General features: G+C 69.0%; 20 protein-coding genes and 1 tRNA gene. 14 read left to right on the forward strand and 7 right to left on the reverse strand.

Features of this window, described 5'->3' with window-relative positions; all coding sequences use genetic code 11:
* Positions 1 to 11: 11 nt before the first annotated feature.
* Positions 12 to 1,214 carry an SLC13 family permease gene (locus C447_RS03985; RefSeq protein WP_007691170.1) on the reverse strand — a complete coding sequence of 401 codons (1,203 nt, stop codon included), beginning with the start codon at positions 1,212 to 1,214 and terminating at the stop codon, positions 12 to 14.
* A gap of 40 nt (positions 1,215 to 1,254) precedes the next feature.
* Complete coding sequence (locus C447_RS03990) at positions 1,255 to 2,061, reverse strand: TrmB family transcriptional regulator (protein ID WP_007691171.1); 807 nt, start codon at positions 2,059 to 2,061, stop codon at positions 1,255 to 1,257.
* A 126-nt stretch (positions 2,062 to 2,187) separates the two neighbouring features.
* On the opposite strand from C447_RS03990, the gene C447_RS03995 reads away from it, so the two are divergent.
* From C447_RS03995 to C447_RS04020, 6 genes are all read left to right on the forward strand, one after another.
* Positions 2,188 to 2,682: an FxsA family protein gene (locus tag C447_RS03995; protein WP_007691172.1), complete on the forward strand. Its 495-nt coding sequence runs from the start codon at positions 2,188 to 2,190 to the stop codon at positions 2,680 to 2,682.
* Positions 2,683 to 2,739: 57 nt separating this feature from the next.
* Positions 2,740 to 2,813 (forward strand) — tRNA-Ile (locus tag C447_RS04000).
* A 155-nt stretch (positions 2,814 to 2,968) separates the two neighbouring features.
* Positions 2,969 to 3,214: a hypothetical protein gene (locus C447_RS04005; protein WP_007691173.1), complete on the forward strand. Its 246-nt coding sequence runs from the start codon at positions 2,969 to 2,971 to the stop codon at positions 3,212 to 3,214.
* A gap of 921 nt (positions 3,215 to 4,135) precedes the next feature.
* Positions 4,136 to 4,387, forward strand: coding sequence for a hypothetical protein (locus C447_RS04010; RefSeq protein WP_007691175.1), 252 nt, complete (start codon positions 4,136 to 4,138; stop codon positions 4,385 to 4,387).
* A 411-nt stretch (positions 4,388 to 4,798) separates the two neighbouring features.
* The gene (locus C447_RS04015; RefSeq protein ID WP_007691176.1) at positions 4,799 to 5,002 is read left to right on the forward strand and encodes a hypothetical protein; all 204 of its coding nucleotides are present in this window, start codon (positions 4,799 to 4,801) and stop codon (positions 5,000 to 5,002) included.
* Positions 5,003 to 5,056: 54 nt separating this feature from the next.
* On the forward strand, positions 5,057 to 5,314 hold the full coding sequence (locus tag C447_RS04020; protein WP_007691177.1) for a hypothetical protein: 258 nt from the start codon (positions 5,057 to 5,059) through the stop codon (positions 5,312 to 5,314).
* 24 nt (positions 5,315 to 5,338) lie between these two features.
* Here C447_RS04020 and tmk read toward each other — a convergent pair whose 3' ends face one another.
* Both tmk and C447_RS04030 read right to left on the reverse strand, forming a co-directional pair.
* A complete protein-coding gene (gene tmk, locus C447_RS04025; RefSeq protein WP_007691179.1) occupies positions 5,339 to 5,929 on the reverse strand; it encodes a dTMP kinase in 591 nt (196 codons plus the stop codon).
* A 25-nt stretch (positions 5,930 to 5,954) separates the two neighbouring features.
* Positions 5,955 to 7,337: an APC family permease gene (locus C447_RS04030; RefSeq protein ID WP_007691182.1), complete on the reverse strand. Its 1,383-nt coding sequence runs from the start codon at positions 7,335 to 7,337 to the stop codon at positions 5,955 to 5,957.
* A gap of 181 nt (positions 7,338 to 7,518) precedes the next feature.
* Here C447_RS04030 and C447_RS04035 point away from each other — a divergent pair, with 181 nt between their 5' ends.
* From C447_RS04035 to cofG, 4 genes are all read left to right on the forward strand, one after another.
* Positions 7,519 to 8,403 (forward strand): complex I NDUFA9 subunit family protein, encoded by an 885-nt coding sequence (locus C447_RS04035; protein ID WP_007691183.1) that lies wholly within the window; start codon positions 7,519 to 7,521, stop codon positions 8,401 to 8,403.
* A 196-nt stretch (positions 8,404 to 8,599) separates the two neighbouring features.
* Entirely contained in the window at positions 8,600 to 9,364 is a 765-nt protein-coding gene (locus tag C447_RS04040; RefSeq protein WP_007691184.1) for a hypothetical protein, read from the forward strand.
* Between the two features lie 30 nt (positions 9,365 to 9,394).
* Positions 9,395 to 10,012, forward strand: a complete 618-nt coding sequence (gene cofC / locus C447_RS04045) for a 2-phospho-L-lactate guanylyltransferase (RefSeq protein WP_007691185.1) — start codon at positions 9,395 to 9,397, stop codon at positions 10,010 to 10,012.
* A 166-nt stretch (positions 10,013 to 10,178) separates the two neighbouring features.
* On the forward strand, positions 10,179 to 11,276 hold the full coding sequence (gene cofG / locus C447_RS04050) for a 7,8-didemethyl-8-hydroxy-5-deazariboflavin synthase subunit CofG (RefSeq protein ID WP_007691186.1): 1,098 nt from the start codon (positions 10,179 to 10,181) through the stop codon (positions 11,274 to 11,276).
* Here cofG and cofH read toward each other — a convergent pair whose 3' ends face one another.
* From cofH to C447_RS17875, 3 genes are read right to left on the reverse strand one after another with little or no spacing between them, the layout of a single operon-like run.
* Positions 11,277 to 12,647, reverse strand: coding sequence for a 7,8-didemethyl-8-hydroxy-5-deazariboflavin synthase subunit CofH (gene cofH / locus C447_RS04055; RefSeq protein ID WP_007691187.1), 1,371 nt, complete (start codon positions 12,645 to 12,647; stop codon positions 11,277 to 11,279).
* 57 nt (positions 12,648 to 12,704) lie between these two features.
* Positions 12,705 to 12,929 (reverse strand): hypothetical protein, encoded by a 225-nt coding sequence (locus tag C447_RS04060; protein WP_007691189.1) that lies wholly within the window; start codon positions 12,927 to 12,929, stop codon positions 12,705 to 12,707.
* Positions 12,926 to 13,087 carry a hypothetical protein gene (locus C447_RS17875; RefSeq protein ID WP_153300711.1) on the reverse strand — a complete coding sequence of 54 codons (162 nt, stop codon included), beginning with the start codon at positions 13,085 to 13,087 and terminating at the stop codon, positions 12,926 to 12,928. Before C447_RS17875 ends, C447_RS04060 begins: the two co-directional genes overlap by 4 nt.
* A 102-nt stretch (positions 13,088 to 13,189) precedes the next feature.
* Here C447_RS17875 and C447_RS04065 point away from each other — a divergent pair, with 102 nt between their 5' ends.
* The 4 genes from C447_RS04065 to C447_RS04080 all read left to right on the forward strand — a co-directional run bounded on the left by C447_RS04065 (position 13,190) and on the right by C447_RS04080 (position 16,976).
* Positions 13,190 to 14,215, forward strand: coding sequence for a phosphoribosylaminoimidazolesuccinocarboxamide synthase (locus C447_RS04065; RefSeq protein WP_007691190.1), 1,026 nt, complete (start codon positions 13,190 to 13,192; stop codon positions 14,213 to 14,215).
* 63 nt (positions 14,216 to 14,278) lie between these two features.
* The gene (purS, locus tag C447_RS04070) at positions 14,279 to 14,530 is read left to right on the forward strand and encodes a phosphoribosylformylglycinamidine synthase subunit PurS (protein WP_007691191.1); all 252 of its coding nucleotides are present in this window, start codon (positions 14,279 to 14,281) and stop codon (positions 14,528 to 14,530) included.
* Positions 14,531 to 14,561: 31 nt separating this feature from the next.
* Entirely contained in the window at positions 14,562 to 15,239 is a 678-nt protein-coding gene (gene purQ, locus C447_RS04075) for a phosphoribosylformylglycinamidine synthase I (RefSeq protein ID WP_007691192.1), read from the forward strand.
* Between the two features lie 222 nt (positions 15,240 to 15,461).
* A complete protein-coding gene (locus C447_RS04080; protein ID WP_029601961.1) occupies positions 15,462 to 16,976 on the forward strand; it encodes a lipopolysaccharide biosynthesis protein in 1,515 nt (504 codons plus the stop codon).
* Positions 16,977 to 16,992 lie beyond the last annotated feature (16 nt).

The raw sequence follows: 16,992 nt of genomic DNA on the forward strand, positions 1-16,992 counted from the left end.
CCCTGTTTCCGTCAGACGAGCACGACCGCGACCAGCGTCGTGAGCACCGATATCGGGAGTCCGATGGCGACCAGCCGCGGCACCGAGAGGCGCTGGCCCGACCGACGGGCGCGTTCGAGCACGATGAGGGTCGCGGCGCTCGCCACTGGGGTGGCGTTGCCCGCGAGCGTGCTCACCGCCGCGAGCCGGAGCCACTCGGTCTCGCCGACGGTGACGGGTGCGAGCAACAGCACGGCGGGTACGTTGCTCACGACCGCCGAGAGCCCGAACGCCGCGGCCGCCCGCCCGGCGACGCCCGCACCCTCGACGGTGTTCAGGAGCGCCACGAACACAGCGTCGCCGCGGATCGCCCCCGTCAACACGAACAGTCCGACGAACAGTACCAGAACACCCCAGTCGAGCCGTTCGAGGACCTCGTCCGCCGGAACCCGCCGCCCGACTTGGACGGCTCCGAGATGGGTCAGTGCGGTGCCGGCGGCGAGCGCACCCGCGTCGATGTCGGGCAACGCGACGAGCAGGAGCAACGTGCCGACGAGGAAGCCGCCGCCGAGCGCCGCCCAGCCCCGGTCGAACGACGGCTCCGGGACGGGCGGCAGCCGACGGCGGTCGGTGAACGGCACGAGGACGAGGAGGGCGAGCCCGAGACAGACGACCGCCACCGGCGCGAGTCGACGGACGAACTCCCCGGCGGAGACGGCGCTCCGGGCGAGGATGTAGGCGTTCTGGGGGTTGCCGAGCGGCGTGGCGAGGCTCCCGACGTTCGCGCCGACCACGAGTCCGACGCCCGGGAGCGTCGGGTCGGCGTCGGCGGTCGCCGCGGCGTCGAGCACCACCGGGGCCAGCAAGATCACGGTCGCATCGTTGAGTGCGACCGCGCTCAGGCCCGCCGCGAGACATGCCGCACCCAGTGTGAGACGGCGGGTGGTGGCCGCGCGGTTCGCGAGCCCCGCCGCGGCCCAGCCGTATACCCCCGAGGTCGAGAGCGCCTCGACGTGGACCAACATCCCGAACACTAGGAGGAGGGTCGTCGGGTCGACGCTCGCGAACGCGGCCTCGGGGGAGAGCCCACCGAGCGCGACGACGGCGACCGCACCGAGGCCAGCCGTCAGCGCGCGTGAGAGCGGAACCCCTCGAACCCGTGGGACCGCGAGCGCGAGGAAGGTCGCGACCACGACCGCCGCGACGAGCAGGTCGGGGGTGGTCGCGCGGAGCACGTCACCGATGGCCCGCCGGGCACCATCCGTGTTTCCCTCGCTATTCGAGGTCGAGCGGCTCGGCCCTCTCCCACCGGGGTTCGAACTCCGTCATGACCTCACCCGCGAACCCCGCGTCCGCGAGGTCGATCATCGCGAACACCTTCGTGCGGTCGAGCGGGTGGCCGACCTCGATGCAGGTCTCGGCCCCGTCGACCACGGTGAAGGTGTGCTCGACGGCGTCGCTGGTCCGGGTTCTGAACCGTTCGCTCGGCGAGAGCACGCGGGCGTAGCGCTCGCCGACGGTCTCGGGCAACGCGTCGACGAGTTCGGGCCGCATCAACAGCGAGACCTCGACCCCGCGGTCGAGGGCGGCGTCGAGCGCCTCGGCGACCCTGTCCCCCACCGCGTCGACGTCGAACTGGGCCGAGAGCATCGAGGCCACCATCACCACGCTCTCGTCGGCCGACGCGATCCGCTCGACCAGGAGGTCGATGGTGTCCTCGGGCCCCACGGCCGCGGTCCAGAACCGCTCGTCCGTGGACTCGGCCGCGTCGAGGGTCTGACCGAGTTCGTCGACCACCGCCTCGTACTGGTCGGCCTTGGCTTCGAGCTCTTGGTGTCGGTCGTCGAGCAGCCGGTCGAGCGCGGTCTCGGGTTCGACCGCGACGTACTTCTTGGGTCGGCTCGCGTTCTGCGAGCGCGCGAGCCGGTGGGTCTCGATGTTCGCCAGCACGTCGTAGATCCGTCCCATCGGCACCTCGCTCTCGCGCGAGAGCTCCTTCGCGGTCGTGGGGCCGGTGTCGAGCAGCGTCCGATAGACCCGCGCCTCGTACTCCGAGAGCCCGAGATCCCTGAGGCTCGCCATTGATGCGGTGTCCCCTTCCACGGACAAAAACCCATCGTCAGTTTATCCCCTCGGCCCTCGACCGCGGCGCGACCGGGAGGCCGACGCATGAAAAAAGGTTTTGCGTCCGGGGCGAGTACCCGAGGTATGCTGCTCCGGATACTCGGCTTACTTCTCCTGATCCCGCTGTTCGATATGGTGGTGCTCGTCGCGGTGGCGACGCTGACGCCGCTCGGCTGGGTCGGCACCGTGGCGCTCGTGGTCCTCACCGCGCTCGTGGGCGGGCTGTTGGTCCGGGCCGAGGGCCGCCACACCATCCGGAAGATCCAGCGCGACGTCGCGCGCGGCGGCCTGCCGGCCGACGAACTCCTCGACGGCGGACTCCTGATCGCCGCCGGCGTCTCGTTGCTCACCCCGGGGCTCGTGACCGACCTGCTGGGTGTCCTGCTGGTGGTCCCGGTGACGCGGTGGCCGGTCCGGGGCGCGCTCAAACGCTGGCTCATCGTGCCGTATCTCGACCGGAAGACGGGCGGGATCGCGAGCGGCGTGGTCTACGGCGGTGGTTTCCCCGGCGGGACCGAAACCGGCGATACCTACGACGTGGACCCCGAGGAGTACGATGTCAGCGAGGGATCCGGCTGAGGGGTCCCGATACCGAAAAGAAACGCTTACAAACGGCAGGCAGCAATCGTCGTTCCCGGGCCAATAGCTCAGTTAGGTTGAGCGCTCGGCTGATAACCGGGAGGTCCGCGGTTCAAATCCGCGTTGGCCCACTCGTTTTTCATACGGACAGCGGTCGTTGACGCATCTCCTCACCTGTCGGGTTTTCGCTGGCCATCTCAGAGATATACGGTAGTACCCCGGATCCCCAAACCTTGCTGGTGCCTGCTCAACACCGTTCCCTCCGGCCGTCCACTCTCCGATTGCGATGGCACGAGACTTCACCAACGACGACCGAGGAAGCGGCGTGTTCGACCATGCTGGCAACCGAGTCGGGACCGTCGACGACGTCCGGGACGGGAACGCACGCGTCAACACGAACGACAGCGACTCCGGCGTTCTCGACAGCATCAAGGACGCGCTCGGGTGGAACGACGACGACGACACCCACGAGCTCCGGGGCGACGACGTGGACTCGTACGACGACGACGGTGTCCACCTCCGTCGTCTCTAACGCACCTTCCCAACCCACACCGATTTTTTCAGCGGATAGCCACTCACGACCACCCGCGCGTACGTCTCGGGTCGCTTGTCGCCTACACTACCCCTGGGACTTCCCCGCCGTTCGAAGGACGGACGCAGTGAGGGATAGGTGGGCCCTCGAACAACCCTCGCTCAGGCGCGGCAGTCCTCACAGAGGTCGTCCTCCAGGTTCAGCGACGACTTCCCACACAGCTTACAGTATTCGACGACACCCCGTGACGAACCGCCGCTTACCTTCGACATGGATGTTCCATTGCCACCGGACCATGTACCAACTGTGCGGGCAGTATCAAGCAGGTTATAACGGGGTAGTAAAACTTCGTTGAGAGCCATCGCCGCCCTGGATGTCGTCCGGAGCCGGTCCCCGTCGACCCGGACCGCCCCGTGAGTTGGGTCGTCGCTGTCGTCCCACACCCTCGCACGCGCTCGCCCGTTCACTGGCGCTGATCAGGTAATCGAAAAGCTCGAAAGTGAGTGATGCCACGCAACGGGTCGTCCCTTTTGCGAGCTCACTTTCGAGTAGAGGCGATTTCGTTGCCCAAAATAATGAGCTTTGTGGTGGATCGAAACCACGACGCGCCGTTTTCCCTGTTTCTCGTCGGTCTCGCTCACGAAAGGGGAAGTGAGGACGACGACGGATTCGGACTGGATCAGTGGCAGTCTCACTCCCCGCAAGAACGTTCATATTCGTACATAATAAACATCCCGAAGCACCGTGGTCAGTTCAGTCCCGGGGAGGTAGTCGTCGTACGGAAATCGGCCCCGGGAACGGGGTTTCTACCGCACGATGTCGGTGTCGTGAGCCTAGCCCCTCTACACCCGGTCCGCCACCGTCCCGTAGCTTGCTGGTGCGGGGACAACACAGTTTACCCTCCCGTGATTCGACCGAACCATGGCACGGGAGTTCACCGACGACGACCGAGGGAGCACCGTCCTCGACCACGAAGGGACCGAGCTCGGGAGCGTGACCGACGTTCGCGACGGACGAGCTCACGTGAAGACCGACGATACGGCGTCCGAGTCGGGGGTCATCGACGAGATCAAGTCCGCGCTGGGATGGGACGACGGCAACGACACCCACGAGCTTCGTGGCGACGACGTCGAGACGATCAACGACACCGAGGTCCGTCTGAAACGGATGTAGACGACGGCGGCCTCGCTCGACCCATCGTTTTCGAGGGATTCCCCGGCGGCCGAACGGCTCGCCGTCGGCTACGGTCTCGGGTCCGAAGGAAGACAGCAGGGGGTTTCGTTACAGGTGATGCCACGCAACGGGTCTCCCCTCGCTGTCCCGGAGCGCCCCGCGCTCCAGCATATACTTTGCGCTTCGTGAGCATAAGCTTTGTGCGGGACCATCGCACGATTTCGCGGCCGTCCGTCCGTCGAGGGGCCGGATCCGCACCGCTCGACGACCACGGTTCGCTGGACCCGCGGCCGGCTGGGATCACGTGTCACACCGAAACGACGTGGGACGAACCGAACGATTGAGGGCCGTTGGGCCCCGTATCCGAACCATGAACGCCGCTCGACGGCTGCGGGCTCGGGTGACCCCGTCGTGAACATCGACGAACGGGTGCTGTTCGGCGTCGTCCTCGCCGCCGGCGTCGTGATCCCGGGTGCCGCGGACTACGCCCTCTCGATGGCGGGCTACGACACCGTGGGGATGGTGGCCTGGATCGTCGGCTACTTCGGGATGGTGCTCGGCGTGTGGTATCGGTGGATCCGACCGCTGGATCTCACCGGGCCGGTCGAGGAGTGACCCGTCGCGCGGGTCGTAAGTTTGAAGCCGACTACTCACGATCGATTGACGAGGATGTTCACGCCACCGCTCCAGGCGCTCGACAACTTCCTGCTCCAGTACAATCTCGGGCAGGTCCTGGTGTTCGTTTTCGCCATCGCGTTTCTCGTCGGCCTCACCCAGCGCTCGGGCAAACTGCTCGCGATCCAAACCGTGACCTTCGGGTTGCTGTTCGCGCTGGTGCCGAGCATCGACGGCCCGGGCTACTTCCTCTACGTCGGTCTCGGGCTGCTCGTGGTCGCCCCGGTCATGTTCGCGCTCGCGAAGCGATAGCGCCCGCCAGGTCCACACCCCGACCTACTCGCCGTCGAGGACCCGTTCGAGCGCCGCCTCAACACCGTCCAGAACGTCTTCGGGGGCGGCGCTGGCGTCGACCCGGACGAACCGTTCGGGCTCGTAGTCGATGAGTCGTTCGTAGTTCGCGTGGACCGCGGCGAGGTAGCCCGCCTGTTCGAACTTGTTGGTCGCGCCGCTCCGGGCCGCCCCGGTCTCGGGGTCGACGTCGAGGTAGATCGTCAGGTCCGGCGGGCGGGTCCAGGGCTGGTGGACGCCCCGGATATACTCCATGGGCCGCTTCACGACCCCGTCGAGCGCCGCGCCCTGATAGGCGTAGCGCGAATCCGAGTACCGGTCCGAGACCACCAGCTCACCGGCATCGAGCGCGGGCCGCACGGTTCGAGAGAGGTGGGCGGCGTGGTCGGCGGTGTAGAGGAACAGTTCGGCGAGCGGGTCGGCGTCGTCGTCGGCGAGCGAGCGCGCCACGGCCTCCCCGTACCACGAGTCGGTGGTCGGCTCGCGGGTGAACACCGCCTCGGGGTAGCGCTCGTGGAGCGCCTCCCAGACGGTGGTCTTGCCGCTGCCGTCGATGCCTTCGAGCGTGACCAGCATACACCGACTCTCTCCACGGGCGTCTTCAATCATCGGAACTCGCCGCGGTCCCCCGCTCCTCGGCTCCCGCGGCGACCTCCCGAAGGACGAACCCCACCACGACGCCGCCGACGACGAGCCCGGCGGTCAGCGGGCGCTCGACACCGAGCCCCACTGCCATCGAGCCGAGAAAACAGAGCGCGACCGCCGGGAGGACGAGCCCGCCGGGGGCCTCGAACGTCGGCGTCACGTCGGGGCGGTACCGTCGGAGCCCGACGAGTGCGACCACGTTGATGACGTAGGGCACGACCGTGCCGACCAGGGCCGCGAGCACGATCTGGCCGTAGAAGCCGCGGACGAACACGAGGCAGAGCGCCGCCGCCGCGACGACCGCCACGCCGACCACGGGCGTCCCCGTCCGGTCGTCGACCCGGGCGAAGACGGCCGGAAGCAACCCGCGCCGCCCCATCGCGAGCAGCACCCGTGCGGTGCCCGTGATCCCCACGAGCATCGTGGTGAAGACCGCGACGAGCGCCGCGAGCGGCACGAGGTAGTCCCCGACGGCACCGAGCCCCACCGCGCCCGCGAGCACGCTCAGCGGCGCGAAGAACACGGGCGCGTCCGGGGTGATGGTGGCCGTGGGGACCACCGCGACGAAGACGACCATCACGGCGGTGTAGAGCAGCGTGACGACCACCAGCGAGCCGAGGATCGCACGCGGGAGCGTCCACGCGGGTCGTTTCACCTCCTCGGCGCTCGCGGGGATCACCGTCCACGCGCCGTAGGCCGACAGCGCCACCCCCATCGAGCCGAGGAAGCCGAGCGCGTCGCCGGTCAGGAAGGGGGTGAACTCGCCGCCGTCGCCCGCGAACACGCTTCCGAGCCCGGCCCCCACCACCAGCACCAGCACGGCGAGGATGAACGCCGTCAGCACCAGCGTCGTTCGTTTCGTGAGGTCGATCCCCAGCGCGGTGACGACGAAACTCGCCACCACCGCGACCGCCGCGAGCGCCACGGGATGGCTCGCGACCCCGCCGAGCCCCGGGACCTGCCCGAGGTAGGTCGCGACGAACCACGCCGAGACCGAGACCCCGAACACCCAGCCGATCGCATAGCAGACCCCTTCGAGGAACGCGAAGAAGCGCCGGACGACCGGCCGCCTGCCGACCGTCTCGGCGGGGAACACCGCGGGGCCGCCCTGTTCGGGAAACGCCGTCGAGAGTTCGGTGTAACACAGCGCGACCGCTATCATCCCGACCCCGGCGAGGAGCCACGCGAGCACCGCCGCCGGCCCGGTCCGGCCCGCGGTCACCGCGGGGTAGTAGAACACCGCGGGCCCGACCATCCCGCCGACGCTCATCACCAGCAGGTCGCGGAGCCCGACCGTCCGCGCGAACCCGCCCGCCCCGTCGTCCGCTCGTCCTGCCATCGTCCGATCGCGCGTGACGACGACCCATCAGTGTGACGAATTGGGGATGCATGACGAAAACGTGATGAAGGGGGTGGGGTGGACGATGGAACCGAACGGCGGTCGAGCGGTATCGGGCAGCGATCGGACGGGCCGACCCCATCGACGGTAAGTTTAGGGGCGGTCCCCGAGTAGTCGGCCCATGGACGTACTCGTGACCGGCGGCGGCGGTTTCATCGGGCGATATCTCTGCGACGAGCTGGTCGAACGCGGCCACGAGGTGACGGCGCTCTCGCGGGACCCCGACCCGTCGATCTTCGACGAGGACGTCGGGACCGCGGTCGGCGACGTGACGGCCTACGACTCGATCGAGGGGGCGTTCGAGGGTCGCGACTGCGTCGTGAACCTCGTCGCGCTCTCGCCGCTGTTCCAGCCGCCGGGGGACAAGAGCCACGAGGGGGTCCACCTCCGGGGAACCGAGAACGCGATTCGGGCGACCGAGGCCCACGACGTCCCCCGCTTCGTCCAGCAGAGCGCGCTGGGTGCCGATCCGAACGGCCCGACAGCGTACATCCGGGCGAAGGGGCGCGCGGAGAGCGTCGTCCGCGACTCGGATCTCGACTGGACGATATTCCGCCCCTCGGTGGTGTTCGGCGACGGCGGGGAGTTCGTCTCCTTCACGAAGAAGGTCACGCCGCCCTACCTCGCGCCGCTGCCCCGCGGCGGGCGCACCCGCTTCCAGCCCATCTGGGTCGGCGACCTCGTCCCGATGCTCGCCGACGCCGTCGAGGACGACTCCCACGTCGGCGAGACCTACGAGATCGGCGGGCCCGCCGCGCTGACGCTGGCCGACGTCGCCAAACTCGCCTACCGCGCCGAGGGCAAACCCGTCTCGGTCGTCCCCGTGCCGATGGGGCTCACGAAGGTCGGGATGGCCGCCATCGGCCCGGTGCCGTTCGTCCCCTTCGGGCCCGACCAGGCCCGGTCGCTGGAGATGGACAACGTCGTCACCCACAACGACATCGACGCGTTCGGCCGCAGCGAATCGGACCTCACCACGCTCGCGTCGTACCTCAGCGTGCGGTGACCGACCGGCTATGACCGGGCCCCGCACCCCGCGTCAGCTCTCCGTCTGACACCCGTCAGACGCCGTTTTCGGCCCCGAGAGGCCTTCTGGCGCAAGAGTTATCCTTTCGAGCGAGGTTAATTGAGTATCGAGCGGCGGGAACGCAACCGGGCCGCTGCGATGGCCGTCTCGGCGTTGCCGTCGCCATCACCACTCCATGACCCGACCGACACGCGCGCTCCTTCTCGTGGCCGCCCTCGTCGCGGTCGCCGCGCTCGCCACGCCGGGAGCGGCGGTCTCGGCCAGCGCGGACCAGTCCCCGAACGCGACACAGGTCGGCGAGAACGTCACGGCGTCCTACGTCCTCACGGACCTCTACACCGACGCGCCGACGACGTGGCGGCTCAACGCCACCACGGGGCTCGACAACGCGACCTGGACCGTCACGGCCGCCGGGCTCGACCACCGGGTGCTCGCCACCCGGCAGGGTCGGGGCCCGTCGGTCACCGTTCCCGTTCGCGCCGCCCGGAACGTGAGCGAGATCACCGTCTCGGTCACGGGTACCGCCCCGTCGGTCGCGAACTTCACCTACCCCGAACGCGAGCGCTACCGGGTGGTTTCGTTCGCTCGCGAGGGCGGGAACTCCTCGGCGGCGATCGACGACTGGCGCGCGGCCCACTACACCCGATCGAGCCAGTCGGCGCGGACGACGCTCAACACCAGCCGGGCCGCCATCCGCGACAACGGCAGCGACGCGGAGCTCGAAGAGCAGTTCGGCTTCGCGGTGACCGCCTACCGCGCCGGCGAGTTCGACCTCGCGGGGTCGATCGCGGCCGACGCTCGCCAGGACGCGGGTCGGGAGAGCTACCCCATCGGCATGATCTCGGGGCTGTTCCTCGGGGGCATCGTGGCGGTGCTCGGCGGGGCCGGCGTGCGGACCTACCGCAAGCGCTCGGAGGAGGACTCGTGGCGCGACCGCTGAGGATTTGAGGGCCGGTGTGTTTCGGGCGGTATGCGCGTCGTGGTGCCGTTCGCCGTCGACCAGCCGAAGACCCGACTCGGGGAGCTCCTCGCACCCGCCGAGCGCCGCGGGTTCGCGCGCGCGATGCTCCACGACGTCCTCGACGCGCTCGGTGCGGCTGGCCACGACCCGACCGTTCTCGCCACCGCGCCGCTCGACGTCGACGCGCCGACCACCGTCGACGATCGCCCGCTGAGTACGGCGGTCGATGCGGTTCTCGACGACGGACCGGCCGCGGTGGTGATGGCCGACCTCCCGCTCGCGACGCCCCCCGCGCTCTCGAAACTGTTCGACGCCTCGGGCGACGTCGTGCTCGCCCCCGGTCGGGGCGGCGGGACCAACGCGCTCGTCGCCCGCCACCCCGAGTTCCGGACCGACTTCCACGGGACGTCGTATCTCGACCACCGACGGGCGGCCAAGCGGGTCGGCGCGCGCGTCGAGACCGTGGACTCGTTTCGACTCGCGACCGACATCGACGAACCCGCGGACCTCGCCGAGGTGTTGATCCACACGACCGGTGCGGCGCGCGACTGGCTCGTCGACGCCGGCATCGACCTCGCGACGAACGAGACCGGTCGCGTCACGGTTCGTCGCGACCGAATCCGGTGAGATTTGGGACAATCGTTTTTCCGTTGGCTCCCCGACTCGTGGACGCGCGAACGCCATGGTTCGCGCCCGGCGACACCTGACGCCCGCCCGGTGTCATCGCCCTCCACTCGACACCGGGGTCGCGCCGAAGACAGCGCTTTTGCTCGTCCGGCCGGAAGCCGACTCCATGTCCGGGACCCTCGCGAGCGAGTTCGGGTTCTCGGCGCACGAGCGCGACCGGCTCCTGACCACTGGTCCCGCCGACGTCGACCCCGCACCGGCGCTCACCTTCGCGCGCAACGTCTTCGTCCCGCTGACCACCGCCTGTCGCTACACCTGCACCTACTGCACCTACTTCGACCCACCCGGGGAGGCCTCCCTCATGTCCCGCGAGGCCGTCCGCGACGTGCTCGAAACCGGTGTGGACGCGGGCTGTACCGAGGCGCTGTTCACCTTCGGCGACACGCCCGACGACCGCTATACCGAGATCCACGACCAACTCGACGACTGGGGCCACGACTCGATCCACGACTACCTCCACGAGATGTGCGAACTCGCGCTCGACGTCGGGATCCTCCCGCACAGCAACCCCGGCGACCTCACGTGCGAACAGCTGCGCCCCCTCGCCGACGTCAACGCCTCGATGGGCGTGATGCTCGAAACCACTGCCGACGTCGACGCCCACGCCGGGCCTCGAAAGAAGACCCCCGAACAGCGCCTCGCCACCATCCGGGCGGCGGGGGAAGTGGGGATCCCGTTTACGACCGGGATCCTCGTCGGGATCGGCGAGGACTGGTCGGACCGGGCCGAATCCCTGCTCGCGATCCGGGGTCTCCACGAGGAGTACGGTCACATCCAGGAGGTCATCGTCCAGCCGGTGGCGGAGAACGAGCGCTGGCGCGGGCCGACGCCCGACGTCGAGGACCTCCGGCGCGCGGTGGCGATGGCGCGCGCCGCGCTCCCCGCGGAGATATCGGTCCAGGTTCCGCCGAACCTCGCGCCGGTTCGGGAGGTGCTCGACTGCGGGGTCGACGACCTGGGGGGTGTCTCGCCCATCACCGCCGACCACATCAATCCCGACTACGCCTGGCCCGCGCTCCGCGAACTGGAGGACATCGCCGAGTTCGGCGGCGTGCCCCTGGGGGAGCGCCTGCCGACCCACGCGCGCTACGTCGAGGACGGCTGGCTCCCGCCCGCGGTTCAGCGCGCGATCGAGGCCGACGACGCCGCCGGCGAGCGGTATCGGGCGGTCCTGAACGGAGCCACCGCCGTCGACGCGGACTGATCAGTCGTCGGCGGTCGCGGGCGTCGTTCCCGCATCGAACAGCGGCGTGCCGTCGCTCTGCGGCCCGAGTCGCGGGCCGAACGATTCGCTCTCCGGATCGATGTCGCGGATCCGGCGGTAGTCGGTCGAGCGCTCGGCGGGCGTGCGGCCGATGGCGGTGATCATCTCGACGTACTCGGCGAAACTTCGGTACTCGCCGAACTCCCCGCCCGCGCGTTTGGTGATCTCCTCCGAGAGGATGGTCCCCATGAAGTCGTTCGCGCCGCACGAGAGCATCTTGAGCCCCTGCTGGTCGCCGTACTTCACCCAGCTCGACTGGATGTTCTCGATGTTGTCGAGGAACAATCTGGAAACGGCGATCAGGAGTTCGTCCTCGTCGTCCGTGGCACCCGATTCGACGATCCCGCGGTCGTGGAGCGGCGTGTTCGGGTGGATGAAGGACAGCGGCACGAACTCCGTGATGGCTCCCGTTCTGTCCTGGAGGTCGCGAACCTTTTCGAGGTGAAGGATCCGGTGGGCTTCGTTCTCGACGTGGCCGTACATGATCGTCGCGGTCATGTCGAGGCCGACGGTGGCGGCCGCCTCCATCGCGTCGAGCCAGCCCTGGGTGTCGATCTTCCCGGGGCAGATCACGTCGCGGACCTCGTCGACGAGGATCTCGGCGGCGGTACCGGGGGCCGAGGAGAGCCCTGCGTTCTTCAGCCGGCGGTAGACCTCCTCGTAGCTCCAGTCGGTGCCGCGTCTGGCGTGATAGGCCTCCTCGGGGGTCATCGAGTGGAGGTGGATCCCGTCCGTGCTCATCGCGCGCATCTGTTCGAGGTAGGTCCCCGGATCCGTATCGTACTCGTCGGGCGGGCGGTAGTTCACGGTTCGCGCGGCGTTGGCGTGCCCGGCGAGGATCTCGTGGTGTTCGTCGTCGAGCGCGAACGCGGGGTGGAGCCCCGAGACGGAGGTGACCTCGTAGATCCCGCGTTTCGCCGCGGCGCGAACGACCTCGCGCGATTCCGCGGGCGTCTTCGTGAAGCCCGCGTGCTCGGCGGTCGAGTCGGCGCGGAACTTGTGGGAGCTGTCCTTGAAGTTGCAGAACAGGCATCCGGTGTTACACGCGGTGGTGACGTTGTTGTTGAGGTTGGCGACGAACGTCACTCGGTCGCCGACCACCTCCTCGCGGCGGCGGTCGGCGGCTTCGAGCACCGCCTCCTTTCGTTCGGGGTCGATCCCCTCGCTCTCGGTGCCGGTAGTGATGAGTTCGATGCCGTCGGCCACCGTGAGTCGGTCGCCGTCGCGGGCGTTTCGGAGGGCGTTCTCGAAGGACTGGTCGGTTTCGGGGACGTGTTCGAAGTCGAACTCCCCGCGTGATGCGTCGGCCATGCCTAAGCCGCGTCGGCGACGCGTTAAAACCCAGCGGTGGGGCGTATCGGGCGGGGTTCAGGCCGAGCCTTCAGACCCCGAGTTCGCGTGTTTCGTGAGCTCCGTCTCCAGGTCCTCGAAACAGCCGTCGCAGACCATCCGCACCGACTCCTCCTCGCCGCCCGTCGGGGTCTCGTCGATCAGGACCGTTCGACACTGGGGATACTCGCTCGGCGACAGCTCCCGGCCGCACAGCGCACAGTGCGTCCCGATGGTGTCGGTCCCGTCCGACGTGCCGGTCATGACTGGGCCCCCCCGTGCCGCGCCCCGAGCGCCTCCCAGCAGCCCCGACACAGCCGGTAGTCGGTCGCTTCGCTGGTCCCTCGTGAGTCGTGTTCGAGCCGGATACGCCAGTGGGACTCGGCGCGTTCCCCGCACTTGGCACAGAGTGGGTCGGTCATGGTTTGAGAGGAGGTATCACGGTCACGTTCGTGAGCCAGCCGTGATATATGTTTGCTCGCCGGGATGGCAACCGATTAGTTCGCCCCCGGCGACCCCTGACCATGACCAGCGTCAAGGAGTTCCGGGTGGCCGAGCCGGCCACCGACGCGGCCCTCGGCCGGGGACGGTTCGTCTTCACCGACGCCTACTCGGTGTTCGACTGGGGGCGGATGCCCGATACGATCCCCGAGAAGGGCGCGAGCCTCTGTACGATGGGTGCGCACAACTTCGCGCGTCTCGAAGCCGCGGGGATCCCGACCCACTACCGCGGCGTCGTCGCGGACGGCGAGGTCGTCGCGCTCGACGACTGCCACGACGCGCCACGCGAGATGGCGATCGACCTCGCGACGGTGCCCGACCTCCCGGTCGAGGCGGGCGAGTACGACTACGAGGCCTTCCACGCCGCGGCGGGCGAGAACTACCTCATCCCGCTCGAGATCGTCTTCCGGAACGCCGTCCCGGTCGGGTCGAGCCTCCGGGGCCGGCGCGACCCCGAGGACGTGAGTCTCGACACCCACGAGTGGCCCGACGAACCCGTCTCGCTCCCCGAACCCGTCGTCGAGTTCTCGACGAAGTTCGAGGAGACCGACCGCTATCTCACGCGCGAGGAGGCCCAGCGGGTCGCGGGGCGGGCGGCCCTCGACGACTGTGCGGCGGTCGCCCGCGAGGTCAACCGGGTCGTCACCGAGCGGGCGGAGTCGGCCGGGTTCACCCACGAGGACGGCAAGATCGAGTGTCTCTACGCCGACGGCGAGGTCCGGGTCGCCGACGTGGCGGGGACCTTCGACGAGAACCGGTTCGCCTACGACGGCCAGCAGGTCTCGAAGGAGGTCGTCCGCCAGTACCACAAACACGCCCAGCCCGAGTGGGTGGCGGCGGTCGAGGCCGCCAAACGCGAGGCCGACGAGGCCGGCGACCCCGACTGGCGCGGGCGCTGCGAGCGCGACCCCGAACCGCTCGATCCGGGCGTCATCTCGACCGTGAGCCACCTCTACGCCGCGGGCGCGAACGCCTACACCGGTCGCGAGTTCTTCGATGCACCGGCGCTCGACGACGCGGTCGCGGCGGCGCGCGAACTCAACGACTAGCCCGAGGGGTCGGCTCTCGGCGGATCCAGAACGGTTTTCGCTCGCCCCACCCTTCGCCCGCCAATGACCGCCTACACCGCCGTCGTCACGGTCCGGCTGAAGCGGGGGGTGCTCGACCCCGAGGCCGAGACCACCGCCCGGGCGCTCGAACGCCTCGGGTTCGAACTCGAGGACCTCCGGGCCGCCGACCGCTTCGAGGTCGACCTCGCGGCCCCCGACGAGGCCGCGGCCGCCGAACGCGCCGACGCGATGGCCGAGCGCCTGCTCGCCAATCCAACCATCCACGACTACACCGTGGAGGTCGAGTCCCGGTGAGCCCGTTCGCCGGTCCCCGGGAGTGGTCGGCGTGACGGTCACCGTGCTCCGGTTCGGCGGCTCGAACTGCGACCGCGACGCCGTCCGTGCGCTCCGCGACGTGGGCGTCGACGCCGAGCTCGTCTGGCACGAGGACGGTCTCCCCGAGGAGCCCACGGGGATCGTCCTCCCCGGTGGCTTCTCGTACGGCGACTACCTCCGCGCCGGGGCGATGGCGAGCCGCGACCCGGTCATGGCGGAGGTCAGGGCGGCCGCCGAGCGCGGGATCCCGGTGCTCGGGGTCTGCAACGGCGCACAGGTCGGCTGCGAGGCGGGGCTCACGCCCGGTGCGTTCACCACCAACGCGAGCGCGCGCTTCCAGTGTGAACACGTCCACCTCCGTGTCGAGAACGCCGACACGCCGTGGACGCGCGGCTTCGAGGTGGGCGAGGTGATCTCGCTCCCGATCGCCCACGGCGAGGGGCGCTTCGAGATCGCCGACGACCGACTCGACCGGCTCGACGCCGAGGACCGCGTTCTCTTCCGGTACTGTGACGCCGACGGCGAGATCGGTTCGGGCTCGAACCCCAACGGCTCGAAGGGGGCGGTGGCGGGCGTGCTCGGCGACGCCTCGACGGTCGCGGTGTTGATGCCCCACCCCGAGCGCGCGACGCTCCCCGAACTCGGCGGCACCGACGGCCGGATGATCCTTCGCGGGTTCGGTGCGTAGACGGCCAGTTAGGCCGTTTCGCGCGTCCAGAGCAGCAATCGTGTCCACCAGCCCGAGAGCCGAGCCAGCGCGTTGCGGACGTGGAGCGAACCGCAGAGCACCACGATTCCGAGGCCGGCGTACGAACTCCCGCCGTCGGTTTCGAACTCGATCCGAGGGTCGTCCGACCCGGTCGACCGCGGGACGGCGCGCTTTTACCCTCGGCCCGAAAACCACCCGCGAGTGTCGCTCCGAACCATCGTGGACGTCCTGCGACGCGTTCTCGCCCCCGGCGAGAGCCTCTCCGAGCGGGCGGTCACCAGCGGCGTCTGGGTGACGATCACCAACGTCCTCGACCGCTTCCTCCAGCTCGTCATCGTGCTGTTCGTCGCGCGGATCATCGGTCCCGACGACTACGGCGTGATGGCGCTCGCGCTCGTGGTGATGAGCGGGCTGACCCAGCTCTCGCGGCTCGGCATCGACGCCGCGCTGATCCAGCGCGAGGAGGCGAACGTCGACGCCTACCTCGACACCGCCTGGATGATGCAGAACGCTCGCGGGGTGCTGGTCGCCGCGATCCTGTTCCTCGTCGCCCCGTTCATGGCCTCGCCTGCGGTCTTCGACCAGCCCGAGCTCACGCCGGTCCTCCGGGTGCTCGCGCTCTCGCCGCTGCTCTCGGGGCTCCAGAACCCCGGACTCCTGTACCTCAAGAAGGACCTCCGCTTCGACAAGCAGTTCTTCTACACCATCTCCGGTACCGTCTTCTACGTCCTCGTCGCGCTCGGCGTCGCGTTCGTCACCCAGTCGGTCTGGGCGCTGGTGTTCGGGCTCGTCGCGAGCGACTTCGTTCGCCTGATCGCCTCCTACATCGTCGACGACTACCGGCCGTGGCCACGGTTCGACCTGGGCCACGCTCGCGAACTCTTCGGCTACGGGAAGTGGATCTTCGCCTCGGGGGTCGTGCTCTTCCTCATCATGGAGGGCGACGACGCGTTCGTCGGGTGGTATCTCGGCGCGGCGGTGATCGGGCTCTACCAGCTCGGCTACCAGATCTCGAACGCGCCCGCGACCGAGGTGACCCAGACCATCTCCTCGGTGGTCTTTCCGACCTACGCGAAGATGCAAAACGACGAGCGCCAGCTCCGCGACGGCTTCTTCAAGACGGTGCAGCTCACCACCTTCGTCTCGTTCCCGGTCGCGGTCGGCATCGCCGCGGTCGCCCCCACCTTCGTGAACACCTTCCTCACCGAGGAGTGGGGCCCGATGGTCCCGCTCATCCAGCTCCTCGCGGCCTGGGGACTGCTGCGCTCGCTCGGGGCCACCACGGGACCGCTGTTCCAGGCGATCGGCCGGCCCGAGATCGCCACCAAGATCCAGTTCGGCAAACTGGTGATCATCGCGCTCCTGATCTACCCCGCCACCGCGCGGTACGGCGCGGTCGGCACGGCGCTCGTGATCGTCGGTAACTCCCTGGTGTTCTCCGAACCCGTCTCGACGTATCTCGCGGTGCGCATCGTCGACGGAAGCTACGCCGAACTCCTCGGCCTCGTCGCCTATCCCGCCGTCGCGAGCGCCGTGATGGGGCTCGCGGTGTTCGGGGTCCACACTGCCGGCATCGCCACGGGCGTGGTCGAGTTCTGTTTGCTGGTGGTCGTCGGTGCCGCCGTCTACACCGTCTGTGTGGTCGCCTTCGAGGCGTTCTCGGGCTACGACAGCATCCGGCTCTGCCGACGGATGGCCGAGACGATGGTGTCGTGAGACTACTTCCGGACTT

The organism is Halococcus hamelinensis 100A6, assembly GCF_000336675.1.
Lineage (GTDB): Archaea > Halobacteriota > Halobacteria > Halobacteriales > Halococcaceae > Halococcus > Halococcus hamelinensis.